This window comes from Burkholderia sp. 22PA0099 (assembly GCF_047497165.1).
Taxonomy (GTDB): Bacteria; Pseudomonadota; Gammaproteobacteria; order Burkholderiales; family Burkholderiaceae; genus Burkholderia.
Map to the genome: position 1 here is coordinate 1,581,841 of NZ_CP163165.1, position 23,834 is coordinate 1,605,674.

The following is a 23,834-nucleotide window of genomic DNA, read 5'->3' on the forward strand; positions in this document are numbered from 1 at the left end:
GATGAACTGGACGATCCCGAACGACGCGCTGTTGCCGCCCGAACCGGCGGCGGCGCCGCTGCCGCCGCCGAGCTTCGGCCGGGTGGCCGTGGTGCACGAATGGCTGACCACCTACGCCGGTTCCGAGAAGGTGCTGGAGCAGATCCTGTCGATCTGGCCCGACGCCGACCTGTTCGCGGTGGTCGATTTCCTGTCCGACGAGGATCGCCGCACGCTGCACGGCAAGCGCGCGCGCACCTCGTTCATCCAGCGCCTGCCGTGGGCGCGCAAGCGCTATCGCGCGTACCTGCCGCTGATGCCGCTCGCGATCGAGCAGCTCGACGTGTCGGGCTACGACCTGGTGATCTCGTCGAGCCACGCGGTCGCCAAGGGCATCCTGACCGGGCCGGATCAACTGCATGTCAGCTACGTGCATTCGCCGATCCGCTATGCATGGGATCTGCAGCATCGCTATCTGGCCGAATCGGGCCTGACGTCCGGCCCGAAGAGCTGGCTCGCGCGCGCGCTGCTGCACTACATGCGGATCTGGGATCAGCGCACGGCGCACGGCGTGGATGCGTTCGTCGCGAACTCGGGCTTCATTGCGCGGCGCATCCGCAAGGCCTACGGCTACGCGGCCAGGGTGGTCTATCCGCCGGTCGACATCGACCGCTTCAGCCTGCGCACGGACAAGGAATCGTTCTACTTCACGGCCTCGCGGATGGTGCCGTACAAGCGGCTGCCGCTGATCGTCGAGGCGTTCGCGAAGATGCCGGGCCGGCGGCTGGTGGTGATCGGCGACGGCCCCGATCTCGCCAAGGTGCAGGCGATCGACGCGCCGAACGTGACGCTGCTCGGCTATCAGCCCAACGATGTGCTGGTCAGCTACATGCAGCGCGCCCGCGCGTTCGTGTTCGCGGCCGAGGAGGATTTCGGCATCGCGCCGGTCGAGGCGCAGGCCTGCGGCACGCCGGTGATCGCCTACGGGCGCGGCGGCGCGCTCGAAACGGTGGTCGAGGCCGACGATCCGCTGCGGCGCACCGGGGTGTTCTTTCGCGAGCAGAGCGTCGATGCCATCGTGGCGGCCGTGGAGCGCTTCGAGACGATGGGGCCTTTCGATCCGGTGGCGTGCCGCGCGAATGCGCAGCGCTTCGGGGCCGAGCGGTTCCGGCGCGAGTTCGCGGAGGTGGTGGCGCGGACGGCCGGGGCGAGGGCGAAGCAGATGGCTTGATGTGGCGAGGGCGTTTCGAAGGTACTTCGACGCGAACGTTACGCCGCTGCCGCCGCGCCTCCTTCGGCCTCGCGCACCGCGCAAACCGGCAGCAGCCGGCTCGAGGCGACGCCCGCGCGAAAGCGCTGCAACTGCGCGTCGGTGCGGCAATCGCGCCAGCCGGTTTCGATCAGGCAATGCAGGAAATCGGGATCGTCGTGGAGCCGGTGCAACTGCGCGGCGGCGTGCGCGAGATCGGGATCGGCCCAGGCCACCGTGCCGTAGACGCCGCCTTCGTCCTGCCCGACGCGCACCGTGTGCTCGACCAGCAGGCTGTTGCCCGCGTTCATGAACACCAGGTTGCCGGACCAGCCGGTCGCGACGGCGGCCAGCCCCAGCCCCATCGCCTCCAGCAGCGGCAGGCCGAAGCCTTCCGCGCGATGCAGCGAGACGAACACATGCGCCGCGCTGAACAGCGCCTCCACATCCTCGCGCGACAGCACGCCGGTCAGCAGTTCGATGCGCGGGTCGCCGCCGACGGCCTCGCGCAGCCGTTCGAGTTCGCCGGGCGCGCCATGCAGCTTGAGCTTGACGATCAGCCTCACGTCGCGCTCGTGCGGAAACGCCGCGCGAAACGCGGCGATCGCACCGAGCGGATTCTTGCGCGCGAGGCTCGATCGCGCGTCGGCCATCGTCAGGAACGTGAGCGGGCCTTCGTTGCGCCGCCAGCGGCGCGGCGTGCCGCGCGGGTCCACCACATGCGGCGCGACCACCACCGGCACCGCGAACACCGGCGCGAGCGCCTCGGCGGCGAACGGGCTGGGCGTCCAGACCTCGTCGACGAGCGGCGCGGCGCGCTGCCAGCCTTGCGGCGGCAGCGCCGATTCCCACGCGAAATAGCCGATGGTGCGGCCGCTCGCCAGCACGTCGCGCAGCGGCCACGCGAGCAGCGGCAGCTCGGGGCCGCCGCAATGCACGATGAACAGGCCACCCGGCGTGGCGGCGAGCTTGCGCCACGGCCGCTTGACGGCCGCCGTCACGTCCACCAGTTCGACCGCGTAGCCGAGCCGGCGCAGCGTCTGCGCCTGATAGCGCGCGCCGTTGACGATGCCGTTGGTCAGCCCGAACTGCGCCACGATCTTGATGGTGCCGACCGGATGCGCGGCGGCACGGCGGCGGCGCGCGCGCAGCAGCGCCGCCTGCATCGTCGCGAGCCCGGTGGCGGCGTGACGCTTGAGGCGGGAGAACAGCGGGGCGGCGGGGTTCGGCATCGTGGGCGGCAAGGTCGTGATGCCGTGAAGCCAAGCAACATGCGTGCCGTTCATTCGCATCGAGCGGAACCATCGAGCGATGGCGCGGCCGAGTACACCGGCAGTCGGCCAAAGCTATTGCGGCGCAATAAGCGCAATCGTTTGACGTGCGGCGCGGTGCCGGGCGCAGGTGCGCCGCGCGCGGCGGCTCGTTACGTAACGCGAGCCGGCAACGGTTACGTAACGATCGGGAACATCCGCACGAGACCCGCATCGCGCACGCGGCCTTGAGCGCGAAACCCCTTGAAATCAGGCCGTTTTGGCGCGTCGCAACACACGCGACGCCGCGCGATGCGATTGGCACGATACCTGCTGTATAGGCAGGCCGTGTCGGCGGGTCGGGGAATGCCCGCGCAGCGGTGTCGATCGCGGAGCCGGTGCCGACCGGCCCGGCTCGTGACGGCCGACGCCATCCGTGAATCGAAGCAGCCGAGGGCGTGCGGCATGCGGCATGGGCCGGCCGCGCCGCCCGATCGGAACAATCGGAACAATCAGAACATCAAGAACGGACCAGACCAACACGATGCGACCATCGAACGGGGTGCGAAAGATTGCGGTGAACGGGCGATTCCTGTTCCGTCCCGCCACGGGCGTCGATCGCTTCGCGTTCGAGATCATGCGCAGCATCGACACGCTGATCGCCGAGCGCGATCCGTCGGTGGCCGGGCTCGATCTCGAGCTGCTGGTGCCCGATGGCCCCTACGCGATCGCCAATCCGTTCGGGCGGATTCCGATGCGCACGGTACAGGGCCGGCGCGGCCAGGCGTGGGAGCAATGGGCGTTGCCCGGCGCCGCGCGCGGCAGCCTGTTGCTGAACCTGTGCAACTCCGCGCCGCTGTTCATGCGCAACCAGATCACCGTGATCCACGATGCCGCGCCGGTGCGCGTGCCCGACAGCTACAGCCGCGCGTTCCGCTCGTGGTATCGCGTGATGGCGCCGTGCGTGGGGCGCGCGGCGCGGCGCATCGTGACGGTGTCGCGCTTCTCGCGCGGCGAGCTGATCGACGCGTATCGCATCCCGGGCGGCAAGATCGGCGTGATCTCCGAGAGCGGCGAGCACATGCTGCGTCATGAGGAGGACGAAACGATCCTGTCGCGCCACGGCATCGGCGCGCGGCCGTTCGTGCTGGCGGTCAGCAGCCTGAACCGCCACAAGAATTTCCGGCTCGTGATCGACGCGCTGCGGCACATCGGCGAGGCCCGCTTCGACGTGGTGGTGGCCGGCGGCACCGATCCGGCCGTCTACGGCAGCGGCGCGCAGCCGCTGCCCGATTACGTCAGGCATGTGGGCTTCGTGTCCGACGCCGAGCTGAAGACGCTGTTTCGTCACGCGCTGTGCTTCGTCCATCCGTCCCGCTACGAAGGCTTCGGCCTGCCGCCCGTCGAGGCGATGACGCTCGGCTGCCCGATCGTGGTGGCCGACCTGCCGGCCGTGCGCGAGGCGTGCGGCGACGCTGCGATCTACGTGTCGCCCGACGATCCGGCCGCGCTGGCGGCGGCCCTGCTGCGCGTGTCGGGCGATGCGGCCGAACGCGACGCGATGCGCGCACGCGGCCTGGCGCGCGCGGCCGAACTGACCTGGCGCGCGAGCGCGGTGCAACTGCTCGCGGAGATCCGGCCATGCATGGCTTGAACGTAGCGCGGCGCATTCTCGCGCATACGGCGGCCTAGCCATGGAGATCAGCGTATTCGGCCTGATCGTCGCGGTGCTGGGCGTGGCGAGCTTCGCGCTGCCGTTCCGCTGGGGCGTGGCCTTGATGGCCTGCTGCACGTTGTTCGGCGCGACCGAGGCGCTGTCGATCGGCGGCACCGGCATCCTGCCGGCCAACCTGTTCCTGCTGTTCTTCGCGGGCCGTGCGCTGCTGCGCGAGGACGTACCGGCCTTCCTGCGCGAACTGACGCCCGCGTCGCCGGCGTTCTGGCTCGGCGTGCTGACCGTGTTCGGCTGCGCGAGCGCCGTGCTGTTGCCGCGCGTGCTGCAGGGCGACAGCTTCGTGTTCGCGATCGACCGCGCCGATGCATCGGGCGGCCGGCTCGCGCTGACGCCGCTCGCGCCCGTGTCGGGCAACCTGTCGCAATCGGTCTATCTGATCGGCGAGTTCGTGCTGTACGTGGCGGCGTCGGTGTATCTGCGCCGGCGCGACGCAAGCCGCGTGTTCGCCGATGCGATCCTCGCGCTGACCGCGCTGAACGTGGTGGCTGCGCTGATCGATCTGGCCTCGGGCTTGCTCGGCCTCGACGTGCTGTCCGAAATCAAGACGGCGCAGTACGCGATCCTCGACGGCGCCGAGGTCGAAGGCCTGCGCCGCATCAGCGGCACATTCACCGAAACCTCGGCGTTCTCGGCGTTCTCGCTGCCGCTGTTCGCGTTTTCATCGAGCCTCTGGCTGTTCGGCTATCGGCGCGTGCTGAGTGGCGCGCTCGCGTTCGCAACGTTGGCGCTGCTGATGCTGTCGACCTCGACCACGGCCTACGCGGGCCTGGCCGGCTACCTGATCGTGTTCATCGCGAGCCGGGGGCACACGATCGACCCGGCGAGCCGGGGCCGCAAGCGCCTGCTGATCGCGCTGGCCGCAGCCGGCCTGGTGCTGCTCGGCGGCGTGCTGGCCGCGATCGATTCGCCGCTGATCCAGACCGTGTCCGACCTGCTGTCGGGTGCGCTGTTCGACAAGATGAACACCGATTCGGGCGTCGAGCGCGGTGCCTGGAACATGCAGTCGCTGGTCAACCTGATCGATACCCACGGCCTCGGCGTCGGCCTCGGCAGCGCGCGCGCATCGAGCTTTCCGCTGGTGCTGCTCGGCAATCTCGGGGCGTTCGGATTCCTGATTTACGGCGTGTTCATGCTGCGCACGCTGGCGCGCACGCCCACCTCGCCGACCACGCGCGGCGACGCCGCCGTCAGCTTCGCGGCGCGTCAGGCGATGTTCGCGAACCTGATCGGCGCGACGATCTCGGCCGCCGTGTTCGATCTCGGCCCGTGCTTCTACCTGTTTGCGGCGGTGGCGTTCGCGACCGTCAACCGCCGTGCGCCGGCCGGCGCGCGCGAACGGCGGCGCGCAGCGGGGCTGGCGGGCTGGCGCGCGGCGTGGCGAAAGGCGCCGCGCCCGGGCGCGATGCGCCACGCCGCTTCACGCACCGGAGGCCGCCCATGAATCGCATCAAGCCGACGCTGTCGAGCTTCGAACTGTTCGCGGTCTATCTGTCGTACGTCTCGCGCTACCTGTATCCGCTGTTCCTGCTGCCGTACTACGGGCGCACGCTCGGCGCGGGCGGCTACGCGGTGATCCTGGCCGGCATGTCGCTGTCGAATTCGATCTGGCTGTTCGTCAACTACGGCTTCTCGACGGTCGGCGCGCGCGACACCGTGCATACCCAGACCGACGCCGAACGGGCGGCGATCCTGCGCCGCCAGTTCAGCGCGCGGCTGGTGCTGTGCGTGCCCGGCGCGATCGTCGGCGCGATCGCGGCCACTCAATCGGCGATCTTCGCGCGCGTGCCGGGCATCGGCGTGCCGGTGGTGGCGATGGGGCTGGTCGCGGCGTTCAACCTCGGCTGGTATTTCGCCAGCACCGGGCGCGCCAAGAAGAGCGTGGCGATCGAGGTGGTGGGCTTCGTGCTGTCGCTGTCGATGATCTTCTGCTTTATCCACCGGCCCGGCGATCTGAAGTTCGTGTTCCCGCTGCTGCTCGTGTCGAGCGTCGTGCAACTGGGCTTGGCGTACTGGGCCGTGCGCCGCGAATTCTCGGGGCTGCTGTCGAGTCTGCGCGACGCGCTCGGGCTGATTCGTCAATCCACGGTGATCTTCATTTACGGCGGCACCTCGGTGCTGCTGATCGGCGCCTCGACCTACGTGCTGTCGCTGCTCGCGCCGGCCGCCGAGGTGGGCGCGTTCGGCGTGGCCGAGCGGCTGATCGGCGCGGGCCTGAGCCTGATGGGGCCGGCCGCGCAGATCCTGGTGCCGAAGGTCACGTTCCTGGTGGGCCGCGACGCGCAGCGCGCCAACCTGCTGGCGCGGCGCATCTTCGCGTTCTTCTTCGGCGGCGCGACGCTGGCCACGCTCGTGACGGTGTTCGCGGCCGGCCGGGTCGTGCCGTTCATCTTCGGCGCGGGCTTCGCGCACGCGGTGCCGGTGCTGCAACTGCTGGCGTTCGTGCTGCCGGTGAGCGTCTGCACCCAGGTGCTCGGCATGTACTTCCTGATTCCGCGCAAGCGCGAAGGCCTGCTCGCGCGCAGCGGCGTGATCAGCGCGATCGTCAACCTGGCCTGCGCGGTGCCGCTCGCCACGCACTGGGGCGCGATGGGCATGGCGGTGGCGCGGTTGCTCGGCGAACTGACCATGCTCGGCGTGCTGCTGGTGGGCGTGTGGCGCGCCGGGCTGGTGGCGGAAATCGTCGGCGCGCGGCGCTGCGCCGGCTCGCCGGCGGGCACGTGAGGCGCGCCATGCCGCGTCCGATCGGTATCGCAACTTTGATTGCAACGTTGATGCGACTTTGATCGCAACTTGGGAGAAACCGGTGAGCCTGCCTTCGGTAACGGTGGTGATCTGCAACTACAACTATGGCCGGTTCATCGGGCAAGCCGTCGATTCGGCGCTCGCGCAAAGCGTGCCGCCCGCGCGCGTGCTGGTGATCGACGACGGCTCGACCGACGATTCGGTGGCGATCCTGCGCGCCTACGGCGCGGCCGTGGACCTGCGCCTGAAGGAGAACGGCGGGCAGGTATCGGCTTACAACGCGGCGGTCGAGCTGCTCGACACCGAGGTCGTGATCTTTCTCGACGCCGACGATTTTCTGTACCCCGAAGCCGTGGCCGAAGTGGCGGCCGGCTTTGCCGACCCGCGTGTGGCGAAGGTGCAATACCGGCTCGACATCTTTTCGAGCGGCGGCGTGGCGACCGGCAGCCAGATTCCGAACTCGCGGCCGCCGCGCGATTGCGGGCCGTCGCTGCGCAAGGGCTGGCTGTATCCGTCGCCACCCGCCTCGGGCAATGCCTATCGCGTCGCGAACCTGAAGCGCATCTATCCGATTCGCGAGCCGATGGACAGCAAGTACGGCGCGGATTTCTACGCGATCTACGGCATCGCGCTGACGGGCCAGGTGGGGGCGATCGATCACGCGCTGGGCGGCTATCGCGCGCATGCGCCGAACCTGCGCACCGACAAGTCGCGCGACATCTCGTTCGCCAACGCCGCGAAGTGGAAGGACACGCCGCAAGAGTTTCGCGAGCGCTGGCGGCTGCTGTCGACGCTGGCCGCGAACCGGCTCGGCGTGGCGCTGCCGGCCGACCTGATGGATTTTTCGTACACCAAATCGGTGTTCGTCGCGGAGCTGTACGGGCGGCCGTTCGCGTCGCGCATGCGCTGGCTCGCGCTCGGCTCGCCGCGCTATTTCCGCTCGATCGTGACGAACCCGTACTGGAACTGGCGCAAGAAGGCGGCGCTGGTCGCGATCAGCCTGTGCTGCTTCGTGCCGGGGCGGCGGCTGTCCGATCACATGCTGCGCTTCATCGCGAACCCGTTGCTGCGGCGGCGGTTCCAGGCGGGCGGCGGCCCGGCGGCATGAGGCGGCATGCGGACGAGCAGGCAAAAAATCAGGCGGATGGATACGAACGATTCGAGGGGGAGCAAACATGAAGAAATACGTGATCGTGGCGACCAAGGGGCGGGCCGACGAATGCCGCACGCTGCTGACGCTGCTCGATGCGCAGACAGTGCCGCTCGACGCGGTCTATGTGGTGGGCGCGGAGCCGTCGGACGTGGCGGGCCTGCAGGCCCACGCGCTGGCCGCCCGCACGCGGCTCGTGATCGATCTGGCGCCCACCGCCGGCCTGACGCGCCAGCGCAACCACGGCGTCGCGCGCCTGCTGGGCGAGATCGACGCCGCCACGCCCGGCGACAACGACTGGTTCGTGGTGTTCTTCGACGACGATTACCGCCCGGCCGCCGATTGGGCGGTGCGCTGCGAGCAGGTGTTCGAGGAAGATCGCGCGATCGTCGCGCTGACCGGCCGCGTGCTGGCCGACGGCATCATGGGCGCGGGCCTGAGCGAGCAGCAGGCGCTCGCGCACCTGAGCGGCGCGCTGCCGCCGCAGCCGCATTGGGCGTCGGGCGATGCGCAGCGCGAGATGCAATCGGTGTACGGCTGCAACATGGCGATCACCGGCCGGGCGCAGCGCTCGTTCCGCTTCGATGAAAACCTGCCGCTCTACGCGTGGCAGGAGGATCGCGATTTCACCGGCGTGATCCGCCATCTCGGCAAGGTGGTGTACGACCCGCGCTGCGTGGGCGTGCACCTGGGCAGCAAGCGCGGCCGCACCTCGGGCGTGCGGATGGGCTACTCGCAGATCGCCAACCCGCTGTACCTCTATCACAAGGGCACCATGAGCCGCCGCGTGGCGATGCGCTTCATCGTGCGCAACGTCAGCGCGAACGTGGTCAAGAGCCTGCTGCGCTTTCCGTTCATCGACTATCCGGGGCGCTTGCACGGCAACGTGATCGGCTTCTGGGACGTGGTGCGCGGCAAGATCCATCCGCTGCGCGTGCTGCATATCGGCGCGAAGTGAGCGTCGCATTCGCCTCATCTTTTTTCGGAGCCGCATGCCATGTCCACTTACCGTGAACTGATCGATCTCGATGCACTCGACACGTTCGATGATGCGGCGCTCATGCCCGCGCCCGCGGCTTCGGCCGATGCCGCTCGCGCCGGACGCCCGCGCCCGTTGCAGGTGTTCGCGCATCTGGCGATCGACAAGGATGCCGAACAATGGCGCCGCAGCCGCGAGGCCGGCCGGCTGGTGGGCCTGAACGACGCCACGCCGTACGGCTATGGCCGCGCCGACGCGATGCAGTGCCGCGTGGCGTTCTCGCGCTCGGCGCCCGAGCCGGCCGTGGCGAAGTGGCTGCGGCTGGCCGTGCGCGCCGCGACCGGTTTCGACCTGGTTCACGCCTGGCGCAATCGCGATGCGATCCGCACGGCCGACGTGGTCTGGACCCACACCGAATCGCAGTATCTGGCGGTGGCGGCGGTGGGCCTGCTGATCGGCAAGCGGGTGCGGGTGATCGGCCAGTCGGTCTGGCTGATCGACCGCTGGCGCGCGCTGTGGTGGCCGCACAAGCTGCTGTTCCGGCGCTTGATCGGGCGCGTCGACGTGCTGACGTTCCATTCGCCCGACAACCTCGCGATCGCGCGGCGGCTGTTTCCGGCCGCGCGCACGGAGCTGGTTCGCTTCGGCATTCCGTCCGAGCGGCGGCAGGCGCCGCGTTGCGCGCCGCGCGACACGATCCGCGTGCTGGCGCTCGGCAACGATCGGCATCGCGACTGGGCCACGCTGATCGAGGCGGTGCGCAACGTCGAGGGCATCGCGTTGACGATCCTGTCGGGCAGCGTGCCGGCCGGGCTCGCGCGCGGCGCGGCCAACGTCGAGATCCGGCTCGCGCGCAGCAACGCGGAGCTGGAGGCCGCGTTCGCCGACGCGACGCTGGTGTGCGTGCCGCTGCGGCCGAACCTGCACGCGAGCGGCATCACGGTCGTTCAGGAGGCCGTACTGTCGGGGCTGCCGGTGATCGCGAGCGACGTGGGCGGCCTGTCGGCGTATTTCACGCGTGACGAGGTGCGCTACGTGCCGGCAGGCGACGCGCCGGCGCTGCGCGCGGCGATCGTCGAGGTGGCGCGTGCTCCGGCCGCGTCGATCGCTCGCGCCGCGCGCGCGCAGCGGCGCATGGGCGAGCAGGGCGACCTCGGCGCGCAGCATTACGTGCGCGCGCATGTGCGCCTCAGCGAGCAGTTGCTGGGGCGCGGCGCATGAGGCGCGCGGCCGGGCTGGCGCTGTGCCTCGCGCTTGCAACCTCGCATGTGAACGCCAGGACGCCGCTCGACGCCGACCGGCTCGATCTGTGCGGCTACAACCTGGTGTTCGACGAGACGTTCGCCGATTTCCGCATCGCCTCGCGCACGCTCGGCGACGCGCGCTGGACCGCGCATACGCCATGGAACGGCGATTTCGGCGACGCGGCGTTCGCCGACCCCGGCCCGAACGGCCCGTTCTCGGTATCGAGCAATGGATTGGCGATCACGGCGCGCCGCGCGGCCGACGGCAAGTGGACGTCGGGCCTGATCGCGGCGGCCGACGCCGGCGGCAAGGGCAGCGGCGTGCGCTACGGCTATTTCGAGGCGAGCCTGCGGATGCCGACCGGGCCGGGCACTTGGCCTGCGTTCTGGCTCAGTACGCTGAAGGCGGCCAGCGACCGCTCGCCGGGCATCGAGATCGACGCGGTCGAATACTACGGCCACGACGACACCGCGTATCAGTCGGCCGTGCATGTCTGGTACGACGGCGCAGACAAGGCGAAATCGCGCCACCGCTCGCGGTCGATTCCGGTGCCGCCCGGCGCGCTGGAGGCGGGCTTCCACGATTACGGCGTGCGCGTCACGCCCGAGGACATCACGTTCTATCTGGACCGTCGGCCCATGTGGCGGCAGTCCACGCCGCCCGAGCACCGGCTGCCGCTGTTTCCGTTGGTCGATCTGGCGCTCGGTTCGGGCTTTCCGATCAAGGACACGCCGAACCCGTCGGTGCTGGCGGTGAAGGCGGTGCGCATCTATGCCGCGCCGGCCGGCGACGCGACGGCGGCGAGTTGCACGGGGGCGCCCGGCTGAGTGCTATGCGCTAACCGCTAACCACTAACCACGGCCTGCCGCCTTGACGGCCAGCGCGGCGGCGGCCGAGCGTGTTTCGACGTGGAGCTTGCGGAACAGGTGCTCCAGGTGCTTGTTGACGGTGCGCGCGGCCATGTCGAGGATGTCGCCGATGTCGCGATTGGTCTTCCCGCGCGACACCCACAGCAGCACTTCCGCCTCGCGCACGGTCAGGCCGAAGCGCTCGATCAGCGCGGCGACCTGCGCGCCGTCGTCGGACGCCTCCAGCACGATCACCCATTCGCCCTGTGCCGGCGTGCCGGTCACGCGCGCCGAGCGGCGCACCGCGCCGTCGGCCGTCTCGTGCGCGGCCTCGTCGGGGCAGCCCTGTTCGAGCCATTCGGCGAACCAGCGATGCAGCTCGGGCGGCAGGGTTCGCCTGCCGGTCGTCGTGCCTTGTGCGATCGCACTGTCGCGATCGTTGTGGTCGCCGCTAGTGCTGCCGCCGTTGCCGTCGCCGCTACCGCCGCCGCCATTTCTGCCGCTATTGCCGTCGCCCCCAAGCCCGCGATACCCATCCAGCCGCGCAGCCGCCTGCGCCGACTGCCAGCGGATCGCGCCGCCGCCATCGACGATCACGGCCGCGCGCGCATCGAGTTCGAGCACCGTGTCGGCGTAGCGCTGCGCGCGCGAGCGCTGCACATGCGCGGCGATCCGCGCGCACACCTCCTCGGGCCGCACCGGCTTGGTCACGTAATCGATGCCGCCCACCCGAAAGCCCTGCACCACGTGCTCGCTTTCGGCCAGCGCGGTCATGAAGATCACCGGCAGATGCGCGTGGCGCGCGTCGAGCTTGAGGCGCCGGCAGGTTTCGAAGCCGTCGAGCCCCGGCATCATCGCGTCGAGCAGCACCACGTCGGGCGTGACGCGCGCCAGGCACTTCAGCGCGTCGTCGCCGCTCAGGGCGACCAGCACCGCGTAGCCGTCGGCGCGCAGCGTGTCGGACAGCAGCGCGAGGTTGTCGGGCGTGTCGTCGACGATCAGCACCACGGGGCGATTGCCGAGCACGCCGGGCAGGGCGGCGTCGGGCAGTGGGCGCGCGGCGTCAGTCATCGGCGCCGAGCGGCAGGCGGTCAAGCTCATGCTCGAACTCCTTCAGTTGGAACAGTTCGGCCCGCGCGCGCAGCGCGGCGAGCGGGGCGGCCAGCGCCGGGCGGCGGGCCACGGCAGCGTCGAGCGCTTCGATCAGGCCTTCGACGTAGCCGACGTCGAGCAGCGCGCGGAGTTGCGCGTGCATCGAACGCGGCAGGCGGGGTGGTTCGGTCGGCGCGGCCGTCGCGGCCGGTGTCGACGACGAGGGCGACGGTGACGCGCCGCCGACGGTCGCCGCGGCACCCGTCGCGGCAGCCATCGAAACGGGCGAGGCCGCATCGTCCGGCGCGGCCTCGCGGCTCGCTTCGGACGTTGCCGCCGCAGCATCGGCGCGCTCCCATTCAATCCGCAGCAGCGCCGCGAGCTTGTCGAGCAGCACCGGCACCTGCACCGGCTTGACCAGATAGTCGTCGCAGCCGATCGCGATCGCGCGCTCGCGGTCGTCGGCGAACGCATTGGCCGACAGCAGCATGATCGGCGCCGAGGAAATCCGCCGCTCGCGGATCAACCGGCTGGTCTCGTAGCCGTCCATGTCGGGCATCGAGATATCCATCAGGATCGCATCGGCCGCGTTGGTGCCGAGCCAGCGCAGCGCGTCGATGCCGCTGCCCGCCTCGACGATCTCGAAGCCGAGCGGCGCGAGCATCTGCACGACGATCGCGCGCTGGTCGGGCAGGTCGTCGACAATCAGCAGCGTGCGCCGCGTGCCGCGATAGCCGCGAATGTCGGCCAGCTCGATGCGCGCCGGCACGGCGGTGCGCACGGTCGGCGCGTACACCTTGACGACGAAGCGGGTGCCGCGCCCGACTTCGCTGTCGACCTCGAGGCTGCCGCCCAGCGCATGCGTGAGCAGCTTGCAGATGGTCAGCCCGAGCCCGGCGCCGTGATCGTGCGCGCTGGCCGCCTCGCCGCGCTCGAACGGCAGGAACAGCCGCTCCATCTCGTCGGCCGGAATGCCGGGGCCGGTGTCGATCACCTCGAACGTCAGCGTGTCGAGCGCGTGGCCGACGCGCAGCGTCACGCCGCCCGCCTGCGTGAAGCGGATCGCGTTGCCGATCAGGTTCGTCAAAATCTGGCTCAGGCACTTCTGGTCCGACTTGACGGTGGCCGGCAGCCGGCCGGCCGGCTGCACCACGAAATCGATCGCCTTCTCCACCGCCTGCGGGCGCAGCATCGCCGTCATCTGCGCGAGGAATTCGGGCAGCGCGATCGGCGTGACGTTCAGTTGCAGCTTGCCGGCCTCGATGCGCGCCACGTCGAGCAGGCCGTCGACCAGCGCCAGCAGGTGCTCGCCGCTGCGGTGGATGGTGCGGATCGCGTTGAGCCGCGCGGGCGGAATGTCGTCGCGCCCCTGCAGCAGCAGTTGCGCATAGCCGAGGATGCTGTTCAGCGGCGTGCGCAACTCGTGGCTCAAGCCCGTCACGTAGCGGCTTTTCGCGCTGTTGGCCGATTCGGCGGCGGCGCGGGCGCGCTTGAGCGCGGCGTCGGTTTTCTGGTGCGCGTCGATCTCGTGCATCAGCAGTTCGGTCTGGCGCTGCGATTCCTCCTGCGTGACGCGCCGGCTCTCGCGTTCCAGCACCAGCCACCACGCGGCGATGCAGCCGATCAGCGACAGCGCCACGAACACCTTCACGTAGCTGCCGGCCACCTCGCGCCAGGCCGGCGAGCCGGGCACCGCGAGCGTGTCGGCGCTCTGCGACCAGATCAGGTACAGCACCGTGGCGAGCAGCATCAGCATCGCCAGCACCAGGCCGAGGTAATGCGCGAGCCGCACGCCGGCCACGCCGAGCCGCGCGTTCGGGAACAGCCGGTGCAGCGCGCGATCGAGTTGCGAGGCGATCCGTGCGTGCGGCTTGCAGCGGTCGTTGCAGCGCGCATCGAGCGAGCAGCACAGCGAGCAGATGGTGCCGCCGTAGGCCGGGCAGTACGCGGTGTCCTCGTGCTCGAATTCGTTTTCGCAGATCGCGCAGCGCCGCAGCGCCGCAGGTGACCCGGGTGGCCCAGGCGGCCCAGGCGGCCCCGGTTCGGCCTGGCGCGCGAGGTAGTAGCGCCCGCGCGTGAGGATCGCGATGGCCGGCGCGCAGACGAACGCCACGCCCAGCGCGATGAACGGCGACATCGCCTGCGCCAGCTCGCCGAACGCGCCGCCGTGCGCCAGCATCGCCGTGACGGCGGCGATCGCCATCGCGCCCACGCCCACCGGGTTGATGTCGTACAGGTGCGCACGCTTGAACTCGATGTCGCGCGGGCTGTAGCCGAGCGGCTTGTTGACCACCAGGTCGGCGAACAGCGCGCCCACCCAGGCGATCGCAACGTTCGCGTACATCGACAGCACCTTGCCGATCGCGTCGAACACGCCCAGCTCCACCAGCAGCAGCGCGATCAGCACGTTGAACACCAGCCACACCACGCGCCCCGGGTGGCTGTGCGTGAGCCGCGCGAAGAAGTTCGACCACGCGAGCGAACCGGCGTAGGCGTTGGTCACGTTGATCTTCAACTGCGAGACGATCACGAACAGCACCGCGGCCGGCACCGCCCAGGCGGCCAGCCCGAGCGGGTCGAGCAGCAGGTGATAGGCGACCAGGTACATCTGGGTGGGCTGCACCGCGTGCGCCACGTCGATCTCGTGCTGGATCGCGATGAACGCCAGGAACGCGCCGCCGAGCATCTTCAGCGCGCCCGGCACGATCCAGCCGGGGCCGGCCGACAGCAGCGCGATCCACCAGCGCCGGCGGTTCTTGCGCGTGAGCGGCGGCAGGAAGCGCAGGTAATCCACCTGCTCGCCGACCTGCACGATCAGCGCGAACACCACGGTGGCCGCCTGCCCGAACGCGATCGTGCTGAACGCGCGGCCCTCGTGCGCGAAGCCGGCGAACGTGGACCATTCGCGCAGCAGCCCCGGGTGATGCCACAGCACTCCCGCGTACGGCAGCACGAACAGCACCAGCCACAGCGGCTGGGTCCAGCTTTGCAGGCGGTTGATCAGCGTGATGCCGAACATCACGATCGGAATCACCACCAGCGAACTGACCACGTAGGCGAGCCCGATCGAGATCGGAAACATCATCTGGAGCGCGAGCGACATGATCGCCGCCTCCAGCGCGAAGAAGATGAACGTGAAGCTCGCGTACAGCAGCGAGGTGACGGTCGAGCCGATATAGCCGAAGCCGGCGCCGCGCGTGAGCAGATCCATGTCCACGCCGTGGCGCGCCGCGTAATAGCTGATCGGCAGGCTGGTCAGCCAGATCAGCACCGACACGGCGGCGATCGCGCACACCGCGTTGGTGAAGCCGTAATCCACCACCAGGCTGCCGCCGATCGCCTCCAGCACCAGGAACGACACCGCGCCGATCGCGGTGTTCGCGACCCGGAATTCCGACCAGCGCCGGAACGAACTCGGGGTGTAGCGCAGCGCGTAATCCTCGAGGGTTTCGTCGCCGACCCAGGCGTTGTAGTCGCGCCGCACCTTGACGATGCGCTGCGTGCTGGGTCGCGCCGCGTGCTCGGGGGCGGGTGCGGCGCTCGGGTGCATGGATGCCATCTCGGGTGATCCAGGTTGGTGCGTCCGTGGCGGGAGGCATGCGTCACGCAAGTTACATTCCAGGCGCGGGCCCGGATATACGTCAATCGACGTATTTCGATCGTTTATTTGGCTTCCTACATTTCGCCTCACACGCCGGCCACGATTCGCCGGCGGTGCGACCCGACAAGGAGAATGTGATGTCCGTAGACGATCGATTCGATGACGAAGCCCCGTCGCCGCTGCGCCGGCGCCTGATCGGCGGCCTCGCCGCCGCGCCGCTGATGGCGCTCGGCCTGCCGCGCGCCGGTTACGCGCAGACCCCGCCGACCGCCAAGGTCAACACGACCAAGCTGGCCGTCACGGACACCACGGTGACGGTCGGCCAGTTGCACTCGGCCACCGGCACGATGGCGATCTCCGAGACGGGCTCGATCCAGGCGGAGCGGCTCGCGATCGAGCAGATCAACGCGATGGGCGGCGTGCTCGGCCGCAAGATCCAGATCATTCAGGAGGACGGCGCGTCCGACTGGCCGACGTTCGCCGAGAAATCGAAGAAGCTGCTGGAAAACGACCACGTGGCGGCGGTGTTCGGCTGCTGGACCTCGGCCTCGCGCAAGGCGGTGCTGCCGGTGTTCGAGAAGGACAACGGCCTGCTGTACTACCCGACCTTCTACGAAGGCCTGGAGCAGTCGAAGAACGTGTTCTACACGGGCCAGGAAGCGACCCAGCAGATCGTCTGGGCGCTCGACTGGGCCTCGAACACCAAGAAGGCCAAGAGCTTCTTCCTGATCGGTTCGGACTACATCTGGCCGCGCACCTCGAACAAGATCGCGCGCCGCCATATCGAGCAGCATCTGCACGCGAAGGTGGTGGGCGAGGAGTACTACCCGCTCGGCACCACCGATTTCTACTCGTTGATGAACAAGATCAAGCTGGCGCGCCCGGACTGCATCTTCGCGACCGTGGTGGGCGGCTCGAACGTGGCGTTCTACAAGCAACTGAAGGCGGCCGGCATCACGCCGCAGAAGCAGTTCCTGCTGACGCTGTCGGTGACCGAGGACGAGGTGCTCGGCATCGGCGGCGAAAACTTCGCGGGCTTCTTCTCGTCGATGAAGTACTTCGAATCGCTCGACAACGACAACAACAAGAAATTCGTGCAGGCGTTCAAGGCGCGCTACGGCCAGAAATCGGTGATCGGCGACGTCACGCAGGCGGCCTACCTCGGGCCTTGGATCTGGAAGGCGGCCTGCGAGCGCGCCGGCAGCTTCGACGTGGACAAGGTGGTGGCCGCCTCGGCCGGCATCGAGCTGAAGAACGCGCCGCAGGGCTACGCGAAGGTCGATCCGAACCATCACCTCTGGAGCCGCTCGCTGATCGGCGAAGGCCAGGCGGACGGCCAGTTCAAGGTGGTGGCGGCATCGGACGCGCCGATCCAGCCGAACCCGTTCCCGAAGGGCTACATGTAAGCCGACGCGGGGCCGCAAGGCTCCGCACGCTGTATCACGCGCATGGCGGCGGCCGCCCGGCCGCCGCGCGAGGAGGTTTTCGATGTCCGCTACCGACATTTTCAATATCACGCTGATGCAGGGCTTCGCCGGCCTGAGCCTGTTCAGCGTCCTGCTGCTGATGGGCCTCGGCCTCGCCGTGATCTTCGGCCAGATGGGCGTGATCAACATGGCCCACGGCGAATTCATGACGATCGGCGCGTACACCGTCTATCTGTTCTCGTGGTTCGCGCAGAACGTCTGGCACGCGATCACGCCGGTGTATTTCTTCATCGCGATCGTGGCCGCCTTCTTCATCGCGTTCGCGGCCGGCTGGCTGGCCGAATGGGCGCTGATCCGGCATCTGTACCGCCGCCCGCTCGACACGCTGCTCGCCACCTGGGGCCTGAGCCTCGGCATGCAGCAGGTGTTTCGCTCGACGTTCGGCCCGAAGGAAGTCAGCCCGCAACTGCCCGACTGGCTGATGGGCTCGTGGGAGCCGTCGCAGGGCCTCGACATTCCCGTGAGCGGCATGTTCGTGATGGGGCTGGCGCTGGTCATGACGGGCGGCCTGCTGCTCGCGCTGTACCGCTCGCGCTGGGGCCTGCGGGTGCGCGCCACGGTGGCCAACCGGCCGATGGCGAACGCCGCCGGCATCAACACGCGGCTCACCGACCGGATGACGTTCGCGATCGGCTGCGGGGTGGCCGGCGTGGCCGGGGCGGCGTTCACGGCGATCGGCTCGACCGGGCCGACCAGCGGTTCGCTCTACATCGTCGATTCGTTCCTGGTGGTGACGTTCGGCGGCGCGGCGAGCCTGCTCGGCACGGTGGCCTCGGCGTTCGGCATCGCGCAGATGCAGTCGATCAGCGAGTTCTTCCTGTCCGGCTCGACGGCGCGCGTGCTGACGCTGCTGACCGTCGTGATCATCCTGATGCTGCGCCCGCAAGGCCTGTTCGCCTCGAAGGTGCGGCGCGCCTGACCCGCGTGCCTGATGCCTGGGTCCGACCCGTTCAGCCGACCCGTGCGGCCGTGCGCATCGACCGTTCAGTTCAACCGAATTCTGACCTCCTGACCGGAGAGCAATCATGGAACCCATCCAATCCGTCGCGGGCAAGCTCGTCTCGCCCGCCGGCCCCGCCAAGCCGGGCGGCTGGCGCGCGCTGGCGCGCCGCGCCGACGCCTCCGGCTATGCCGGCATCGTGCTGCTGGCGATCCTGATCGTCGTGGTGTTTCCGCTCGCGCTCGACGCGTTCCGCCTGAACCTGATGGGCAAGTACCTGACCTACGCGTTCGTCGCGGTGGGCCTGGTGATCGCCTGGGGCTACGGCGGCGTGCTGAGCCTGGGGCAGGGCGTGTTCTTCGGCCTGGGCGGCTACGCGATGGCGATGTTCCTGAAGCTGGAGGCGTCCGATCCGATCTCGACCAAGACCCAGACCACGCCGGGCATTCCCGATTTCATGGACTGGAACCAGCTCACCGCGCTGCCGGGCTGGTGGCAGCCGTTCCACTCGCTGCCGTTCGCGATCCTCGCGGTGCTGGTGGTGCCCACGCTGCTGGCCTTCGTGGTGGGCTTCGCGATGTTCAAGCGGCGCGTGGGCGGCGTGTATTTCGCGATCATCACGCAGGCCGTGGCGCTGATCCTGTCGGTGCTGATCATCGGCCAGCAGGGCTATACGGGCGGCGTGAACGGCATCACCGACCTGCGCACGCTGCTGGGCTGGAGCATCCAGTCGAACGCGTCGAAATACGTGCTGTATTTCGTCAACGCGGCGCTGCTGATCGTGGCCATGCTGGCCTGCCGCTGGGTGCAGCGCGGCAAGCTCGGCACGCTGCTGCTGGCGATGCGCGACAAGGAGGACCGGGTGCGCTTCTCCGGCTACGACGTGGCGATGTTCAAGGTGTTCGCGTTCTGCGTGGCGGCGCTGCTCGCGGCGGTCGGCGGCGCGATGTTCACGCTGCAGGTGGGCTTCATGTCGCCGTCGTTCGTCGGCATCGTGCCGTCGATCGAGATGGTGATCTACGCGGCGGTGGGCGGGCGCATGTCGGTGGCGGGCGCGGTGCTCGGCACGATCCTCGTCAATCTCGGCAAGACCTGGTTCTCGGAGAGTTTCCCGAACCTGTGGCTGTTCCTGATGGCGGCGATGTTCATCGGCGTGGTGATGGCGTTCCCGAACGGCATCGCGGGGCTGTACGAGGCGCATGCACGGCCGCGGCTGCGGCGCTGGCTCGGCGAGCCGGCCAACCAGGAGGCCTGACGATGAGCAATACCGACTTCCTGCTCGCGGTCGAGGACCTGACCGTGTCGTTCGACGGCTTCAAGGCGATCGATTCGCTGAACCTCTATCTCGAACGCGGCGAGCTGCGCGTGGTGATCGGCCCGAACGGCGCCGGCAAGACCACGCTGCTCGACCTGATCTGCGGCAAGACCCGCGAGACGGCCGGCAGCATCAAGTTCCGCAACGAGGAAATCACGCGGCTGGCCGAATTCCGGCGCGTGCGCAAGGGCATCGGCCGCAAGTTCCAGACGCCGTCGATCTACGAAAACCTGTCGGTGTCGCAGAACCTGGAGGTGTCGTATCCGCGCGGGCGCGGCGTGTTCGGCGCGCTGGCGTTCCGGCGCGACAGCGCGGTGACCGACCAGGTGCTGGCGGTGGCCGAGGAGATCGGCCTGGCCGCGGTGCTCGACATGGAGGCCGGGCTGCTGTCGCACGGCCAGAAGCAGTGGCTGGAGATCGGCATGCTGCTCATGCAGGACCCCGAACTGTTGATGCTCGACGAGCCGATCGCCGGCATGAGCGTGAAGGAGCGCGAGATCACGGCCGAGCTGCTGGGCCGGATCTGCCAGCAGCGCTCGATGATCGTCATCGAGCACGACATGGCGTTCGTCGAGCGGATCGCGCACAAGGTCACCGTGATGCACCAGGGAAAGATCCTGGCCGAAGGGCCGATGGCCACGGTGCAGGCGGACCCGCGCGTGATCGACGTTTATCTGGGCCACTGAAAAGGAGGAACCCGACATGCTCGAAGTCGACGATCTCGTCGTCAGTTACGGCCAGAGCGAGGTGCTGCACGGCATCGGCTTTTCGGTCGGCAACCGCGAAAGCGTCGCGGTGATGGGCCGCAACGGCATGGGCAAGACCACGCTGTTCAAGTCGCTGATCGGCATGCTGCCGGCCAGCCGCGGCACCGTGAAGGTGGGCGGCGCCGATGTCTCGAAGGACGAGAGCTTCCGGCGCGTGGCCAAGGGCATCGGCTACGTGCCGCAGGGCCGGCAGATCTTCGCGTCGCTGACGGTGGAGGAGAACATCCGCACCGGCCTGGAGAACGCGCCCACGCAAACCGTGCCCGAGGAGCTGTACGCGCTGTTCCCGGTGCTGTGGGACATGCGCCGCCGCAAGGGCGGCAACCTGTCGGGCGGCCAGCAGCAGCAACTGGCGATCGCGCGGGCGCTGGCCACCGACCCGAAGGTGCTGCTGCTCGACGAGCCGACCGAGGGCATCCAGCCGTCCGTGATCAAGGACATCGCCAAGGCACTGAACCAGATCCGCGCCTCGCGCGACATCGCGATCGTGGTGTCCGAGCAGGTCCTGAGCTTCGCGCTCGAGGTGGCCGACCGGCTGTTCGTGATCGAGGGCGGCCGTTTCGTTCACCAGAGTACCCGCGAGGCCGGCGACACCGACCGCATTCGCGAATACCTGTCCGTCTGACGGCGTGCGCGCCGTCATCGTCCAACGCAGCACCGAGGAGCGTGCGAAATGCCCGAAACCCTGATCAAGGTCGACCTGAACCAGTCCGCCTACGAGAACCAGCAAGTCCACAACCGCTGGCACCCCGACATTCCGATGGCGTGCTGGGTCAAGCCCGGCGACGACTTCGTGCTCGAAACCTACGACTGGACCGGCGGCTTCATCAAGAACGACGACAGCGCCGACGACGTGCGCGACATCGACCTGTCGATCGTCCACTTCCTGTCCGGCCCGGTCGGCGTGAAGGGCGCCGAGCCGGGCGACCTGCTGGTGGTCGACCTGCTCGACATCGGCGCGAAGTCCGACAGCCAGTGGGGCTTCAACGGTTTCTTCTCGAAGACCAACGGCGGCGGCTTCCTGACCGACCATTTCCCGTCGGCGCAGAAGTCGATCTGGGATTTCCACGGCTTGTACACCAGCTCGCGCCATATTCCCGGCGTGAACTTCGCGGGCCTGATCCACCCCGGCCTGATCGGCTGCCTGCCCGATCCGAAGCTGCTCGAAACCTGGAACACGCGCGAGACGGCCCTGATCGCGACCGACCCGGAACGCGTGCCGCCGCTGGCCAACCCGCCGTTCGCGGCCACCGCGCACATGGGCAGCCTGAGTGGCGACGCGAAGGCCAAGGCCGCCGCCGAGGGCGCGCGCACCGTGCCGCCGCGCGAGCACGGCGGCAATTGCGACATCAAGGATCTGTCGCGCGGCTCGAAGGTGTTCTTCCCGGTGTACGTGGACGGCGCGGGGCTGTCGGTCGGCGACCTGCACTTCAGCCAGGGCGACGGCGAGATCACGTTCTGCGGCGCGATCGAGATGGCCGGCTGGGTGCACATGCGCGTGAACCTGATCAAGGGCGGCATGGCCAAGTACGGCATCCGCAACCCGGTGTTCCAGCCGAGCCCGATCACGCCGAACTACAACGACTACCTGATCTTCGAGGGCATTTCGGTCGACGAGACGGGCGGCCAGCATTACCTCGACGTGACCGTCGCCTATCGCCAGGCCTGCCTGAACGCCATCGAATACCTGAAGAAGTTCGGCTACTCGGGCGCGCAGGCCTATTCGCTGCTCGGCTGCGCGCCGGTGCAGGGGCATATCAGCGGCGTGGTCGACATCCCGAACGCGTGCGCGACGCTGTGGCTGCCGACCCAGATCTTCGATTTCGACATCCGGCCGAACGCGCAGGGGCCGGTGCGGCACGTGACGGGCGAGGTGGACCTGCCGATCTCGTACGACCTGAGCCACGCCTGAGCACGGAGCGCCCGAGATGCCGATCTACGACTTTCACTGCGAGGCCTGCGGGCCGTTCGTCGCGATGCGCGCGATCGCCGAGCGCGACCGGCCCGCGCCGTGCCCCGCGTGCGGCACGATCGGCGCGCGGCGGCTGACCGCGCCCGCGCTGGCGCTGATGGCGGGCGACCGGCGCACGGCGCACGCCACCAACGAGCGTGCGGCCCATGCGCCGCGTCAATCGGGCGACGGCGGCAGCGGGGGGCGCCACCGGCCCGGCTGCGGCTGCTGTTCGGGCGGGCGCGCGACGCTCGCCGGCGCGAGCGGCGGCGGCGCGATCGGCAAGCCGGCGCAGGCCAACCCGGCGGCGGCGCTCAAGCAGCCCGCCGGCCGGCCCTGGATGATCAGTCACTGAACCCTGGCGCGGGGCCGCATGCCTGCGCGCCCCGCGCACCGAACGGAGCAAGACGATGCGACATGGCGATATTTCGAGCAGCCGCGACAGTGTCGGCGTGGCGGTGGTCAACTACCGGATGCCGCGCCTGCACACGCGCGCCGAGGTGCTGGAGAACGCGCGCAAGATCGGCGAGATGCTGATCGGCATGAAGCGCGGGCTGCCGGGCATGGACCTGGTGATCTTCCCCGAGTATTCGACGCACGGCATCATGTACGACGAGGCCGAAATGTATGAAACGGCCTCCACCATCCCCGGCGCGGAAACCGAGATCTTCTCGGCCGCCTGCCGCCAGGCCAACGTGTGGGGCGTGTTCTCGATCACCGGCGAGCGTCACGAGGAACACCCGCACAAGGCGCCGTACAACACGCTGATCCTGATCGACAACCACGGCGAGATCGTGCAGAAGTACCGCAAGATCATGCCGTGGACGCCGATCGAGGGCTGGTATCCGGGCGACCGCACCTACGTGAGCGATGGGCCGAAGGGCCTGAAGATCAGCCTGATCATCTGCGACGACGGCAACTATCCGGAGATCTGGCGCGACTGCGCGATGCGCGGCGCGGAGCTGATCGTGCGCTGCCAGGGCTACATGTACCCGGCCAAGGAGCAGCAGGTGATGGTGTCGAAGGCGATGGCCTGGATGAACAACACCTACGTGGCGGTGGCCAACGCGGCCGGCTTCGACGGCGTGTATTCGTATTTCGGGCATTCGGCCATCGTCGGTTTCGACGGGCGCACGCTCGGCGAATGCGGCGAGGAGGAGATGGGCGTGCAGTACGCGGAGCTTTCGGTCTCGCTGATCCGCGACGCGCGCCGCAACCTGCAGTCGCAGAACCATCTCTACAAGCTGCTGCATCGCGGCTATACCGGCACGATCCATTCGGGCGACGGCGTGCACGGCGTGGCCGATTGCCCGTTTGCGTTCTATCGCGACTGGATTGCCGATCCGCAGAAGGCGCGCGCGGCCGTCGAGGCGATCACGCGGCCGATGCCGGGCACGCCCGAGTGCCCGGTGGAGGGGATTCCGCACACGGCGGATGGGGCGTCTTGAGTTTGCCGATGCCGATGCATTGAGGCGTGGATACGAGCCGGGCGGCGCGCCGCCCG

Annotated in this window: 19 protein-coding genes; 16 read left to right on the forward strand and 3 right to left on the reverse strand. The window is 69.0% G+C overall.

Translation table 11 applies throughout. The annotated features are described in order from the left end of the window. Window position 1 precedes the first annotated feature (1 nt). Window positions 2-1,210, forward strand: a complete 1,209-nt coding sequence (locus AB4851_RS22655; RefSeq protein WP_414451540.1) for a glycosyltransferase family 4 protein — start codon at window positions 2-4, stop codon at window positions 1,208-1,210. A 38-nt stretch (window positions 1,211-1,248) separates the two neighbouring features. Here the strand turns inward: AB4851_RS22655 and AB4851_RS22660 are convergent, their stop codons facing one another. Next, entirely contained in the window at window positions 1,249-2,514 is a 1,266-nt protein-coding gene (locus tag AB4851_RS22660) for a glycosyltransferase (protein WP_414451541.1), read from the reverse strand. Window positions 2,515-3,055: 541 nt separating this feature from the next. Here AB4851_RS22660 and AB4851_RS22665 point away from each other — a divergent pair. The 7 genes from AB4851_RS22665 (at window position 3,056) to AB4851_RS22695 (ending at window position 11,156) form a co-directional block, all read left to right on the forward strand. Continuing rightward, window positions 3,056-4,132 (forward strand): glycosyltransferase family 4 protein, encoded by a 1,077-nt coding sequence (locus AB4851_RS22665; protein WP_414451542.1) that lies wholly within the window; start codon window positions 3,056-3,058, stop codon window positions 4,130-4,132. 40 nt (window positions 4,133-4,172) lie between these two features. Beyond that, complete coding sequence (locus AB4851_RS22670; protein WP_414451543.1) at window positions 4,173-5,654, forward strand: hypothetical protein; 1,482 nt, start codon at window positions 4,173-4,175, stop codon at window positions 5,652-5,654. Beyond that, window positions 5,651-6,934, forward strand: a complete 1,284-nt coding sequence (locus AB4851_RS22675; RefSeq protein WP_414451544.1) for a polysaccharide biosynthesis C-terminal domain-containing protein — start codon at window positions 5,651-5,653, stop codon at window positions 6,932-6,934. Before AB4851_RS22670 ends, AB4851_RS22675 begins: the two co-directional genes overlap by 4 nt. Before the next feature lie 88 nt (window positions 6,935-7,022). Beyond that, window positions 7,023-8,063, forward strand: coding sequence for a glycosyltransferase family 2 protein (locus tag AB4851_RS22680; protein ID WP_414451918.1), 1,041 nt, complete (start codon window positions 7,023-7,025; stop codon window positions 8,061-8,063). Between the two features lie 67 nt (window positions 8,064-8,130). Then, on the forward strand, window positions 8,131-9,063 hold the full coding sequence (locus tag AB4851_RS22685; RefSeq protein ID WP_414451545.1) for a glycosyltransferase family 2 protein: 933 nt from the start codon (window positions 8,131-8,133) through the stop codon (window positions 9,061-9,063). 39 nt (window positions 9,064-9,102) lie between these two features. Beyond that, window positions 9,103-10,305: a glycosyltransferase gene (locus AB4851_RS22690; protein ID WP_414451546.1), complete on the forward strand. Its 1,203-nt coding sequence runs from the start codon at window positions 9,103-9,105 to the stop codon at window positions 10,303-10,305. Continuing rightward, window positions 10,302-11,156, forward strand: coding sequence for a glycoside hydrolase family 16 protein (locus tag AB4851_RS22695; RefSeq protein ID WP_414451547.1), 855 nt, complete (start codon window positions 10,302-10,304; stop codon window positions 11,154-11,156). The genes AB4851_RS22690 and AB4851_RS22695 overlap by 4 nt, the downstream gene beginning before the upstream one ends. A 24-nt stretch (window positions 11,157-11,180) precedes the next feature. Here the strand turns inward: AB4851_RS22695 and AB4851_RS22700 are convergent, their stop codons facing one another. Both AB4851_RS22700 and AB4851_RS22705 read right to left on the reverse strand, forming a co-directional pair. Beyond that, a complete protein-coding gene (locus tag AB4851_RS22700; protein ID WP_414451919.1) occupies window positions 11,181-12,185 on the reverse strand; it encodes a response regulator in 1,005 nt (334 codons plus the stop codon). Between the two features lie 55 nt (window positions 12,186-12,240). Then, the gene (locus tag AB4851_RS22705; protein WP_414451548.1) at window positions 12,241-15,828 is read right to left on the reverse strand and encodes an ATP-binding protein; all 3,588 of its coding nucleotides are present in this window, start codon (window positions 15,826-15,828) and stop codon (window positions 12,241-12,243) included. 179 nt (window positions 15,829-16,007) lie between these two features. On the opposite strand from AB4851_RS22705, the gene urtA reads away from it, so the two are divergent. The 8 genes from urtA (at window position 16,008) to AB4851_RS22745 (ending at window position 23,778) form a co-directional block, all read left to right on the forward strand. Then, window positions 16,008-17,276, forward strand: coding sequence for an urea ABC transporter substrate-binding protein (gene urtA / locus AB4851_RS22710; RefSeq protein ID WP_414442452.1), 1,269 nt, complete (start codon window positions 16,008-16,010; stop codon window positions 17,274-17,276). 82 nt (window positions 17,277-17,358) lie between these two features. Continuing rightward, window positions 17,359-18,276, forward strand: coding sequence for an urea ABC transporter permease subunit UrtB (gene urtB / locus AB4851_RS22715; protein WP_414442451.1), 918 nt, complete (start codon window positions 17,359-17,361; stop codon window positions 18,274-18,276). Between the two features lie 106 nt (window positions 18,277-18,382). Beyond that, window positions 18,383-19,552 carry an urea ABC transporter permease subunit UrtC gene (gene urtC / locus AB4851_RS22720; protein WP_414451549.1) on the forward strand — a complete coding sequence of 390 codons (1,170 nt, stop codon included), beginning with the start codon at window positions 18,383-18,385 and terminating at the stop codon, window positions 19,550-19,552. A 2-nt stretch (window positions 19,553-19,554) separates the two neighbouring features. Next, window positions 19,555-20,298, forward strand: coding sequence for an urea ABC transporter ATP-binding protein UrtD (gene urtD, locus AB4851_RS22725; RefSeq protein WP_414442449.1), 744 nt, complete (start codon window positions 19,555-19,557; stop codon window positions 20,296-20,298). 16 nt (window positions 20,299-20,314) lie between these two features. Further along, window positions 20,315-21,004 (forward strand): urea ABC transporter ATP-binding subunit UrtE, encoded by a 690-nt coding sequence (urtE, locus tag AB4851_RS22730; protein ID WP_414451550.1) that lies wholly within the window; start codon window positions 20,315-20,317, stop codon window positions 21,002-21,004. A 48-nt stretch (window positions 21,005-21,052) separates the two neighbouring features. Then, window positions 21,053-22,291 carry a formamidase gene (gene fmdA / locus AB4851_RS22735; protein WP_414451551.1) on the forward strand — a complete coding sequence of 413 codons (1,239 nt, stop codon included), beginning with the start codon at window positions 21,053-21,055 and terminating at the stop codon, window positions 22,289-22,291. A gap of 16 nt (window positions 22,292-22,307) precedes the next feature. Beyond that, window positions 22,308-22,685 (forward strand): FmdB family zinc ribbon protein, encoded by a 378-nt coding sequence (locus AB4851_RS22740; protein WP_414451552.1) that lies wholly within the window; start codon window positions 22,308-22,310, stop codon window positions 22,683-22,685. A 55-nt stretch (window positions 22,686-22,740) separates the two neighbouring features. Continuing rightward, window positions 22,741-23,778, forward strand: a complete 1,038-nt coding sequence (locus tag AB4851_RS22745; RefSeq protein WP_414451553.1) for an aliphatic amidase — start codon at window positions 22,741-22,743, stop codon at window positions 23,776-23,778. The last annotated feature ends 56 nt before the right edge of the window (window positions 23,779-23,834 follow it).

Excerpts from the sequence above, each read along its gene's own strand:
- AB4851_RS22655 (WP_414451540.1), top strand. The coding sequence starts at position 2 with ATGAACTGGACGATCCCGAACGACGCGCTGTTGCCGCCCGAACCGGCG.
- AB4851_RS22660 (WP_414451541.1), bottom strand. The coding sequence starts at position 2,514 with ATGAACGGCACGCATGTTGCTTGGCTTCACGGCATCACGACCTTGCCG.
- AB4851_RS22670 (WP_414451543.1), top strand. The coding sequence starts at position 4,173 with ATGGAGATCAGCGTATTCGGCCTGATCGTCGCGGTGCTGGGCGTGGCG.
- AB4851_RS22675 (WP_414451544.1), top strand. The coding sequence starts at position 5,651 with ATGAATCGCATCAAGCCGACGCTGTCGAGCTTCGAACTGTTCGCGGTC.
- AB4851_RS22685 (WP_414451545.1), top strand. The coding sequence starts at position 8,131 with ATGAAGAAATACGTGATCGTGGCGACCAAGGGGCGGGCCGACGAATGC.
- AB4851_RS22690 (WP_414451546.1), top strand. The coding sequence starts at position 9,103 with ATGTCCACTTACCGTGAACTGATCGATCTCGATGCACTCGACACGTTC.
- AB4851_RS22695 (WP_414451547.1), top strand. The coding sequence starts at position 10,302 with ATGAGGCGCGCGGCCGGGCTGGCGCTGTGCCTCGCGCTTGCAACCTCG.
- AB4851_RS22705 (WP_414451548.1), bottom strand. The coding sequence starts at position 15,828 with ATGGCATCCATGCACCCGAGCGCCGCACCCGCCCCCGAGCACGCGGCG.
- urtA (WP_414442452.1), top strand. The coding sequence starts at position 16,008 with ATGTCCGTAGACGATCGATTCGATGACGAAGCCCCGTCGCCGCTGCGC.
- urtB (WP_414442451.1), top strand. The coding sequence starts at position 17,359 with ATGTCCGCTACCGACATTTTCAATATCACGCTGATGCAGGGCTTCGCC.
- urtC (WP_414451549.1), top strand. The coding sequence starts at position 18,383 with ATGGAACCCATCCAATCCGTCGCGGGCAAGCTCGTCTCGCCCGCCGGC.
- urtD (WP_414442449.1), top strand. The coding sequence starts at position 19,555 with ATGAGCAATACCGACTTCCTGCTCGCGGTCGAGGACCTGACCGTGTCG.
- urtE (WP_414451550.1), top strand. The coding sequence starts at position 20,315 with ATGCTCGAAGTCGACGATCTCGTCGTCAGTTACGGCCAGAGCGAGGTG.
- fmdA (WP_414451551.1), top strand. The coding sequence starts at position 21,053 with ATGCCCGAAACCCTGATCAAGGTCGACCTGAACCAGTCCGCCTACGAG.
- AB4851_RS22740 (WP_414451552.1), top strand. The coding sequence starts at position 22,308 with ATGCCGATCTACGACTTTCACTGCGAGGCCTGCGGGCCGTTCGTCGCG.
- AB4851_RS22745 (WP_414451553.1), top strand. The coding sequence starts at position 22,741 with ATGCGACATGGCGATATTTCGAGCAGCCGCGACAGTGTCGGCGTGGCG.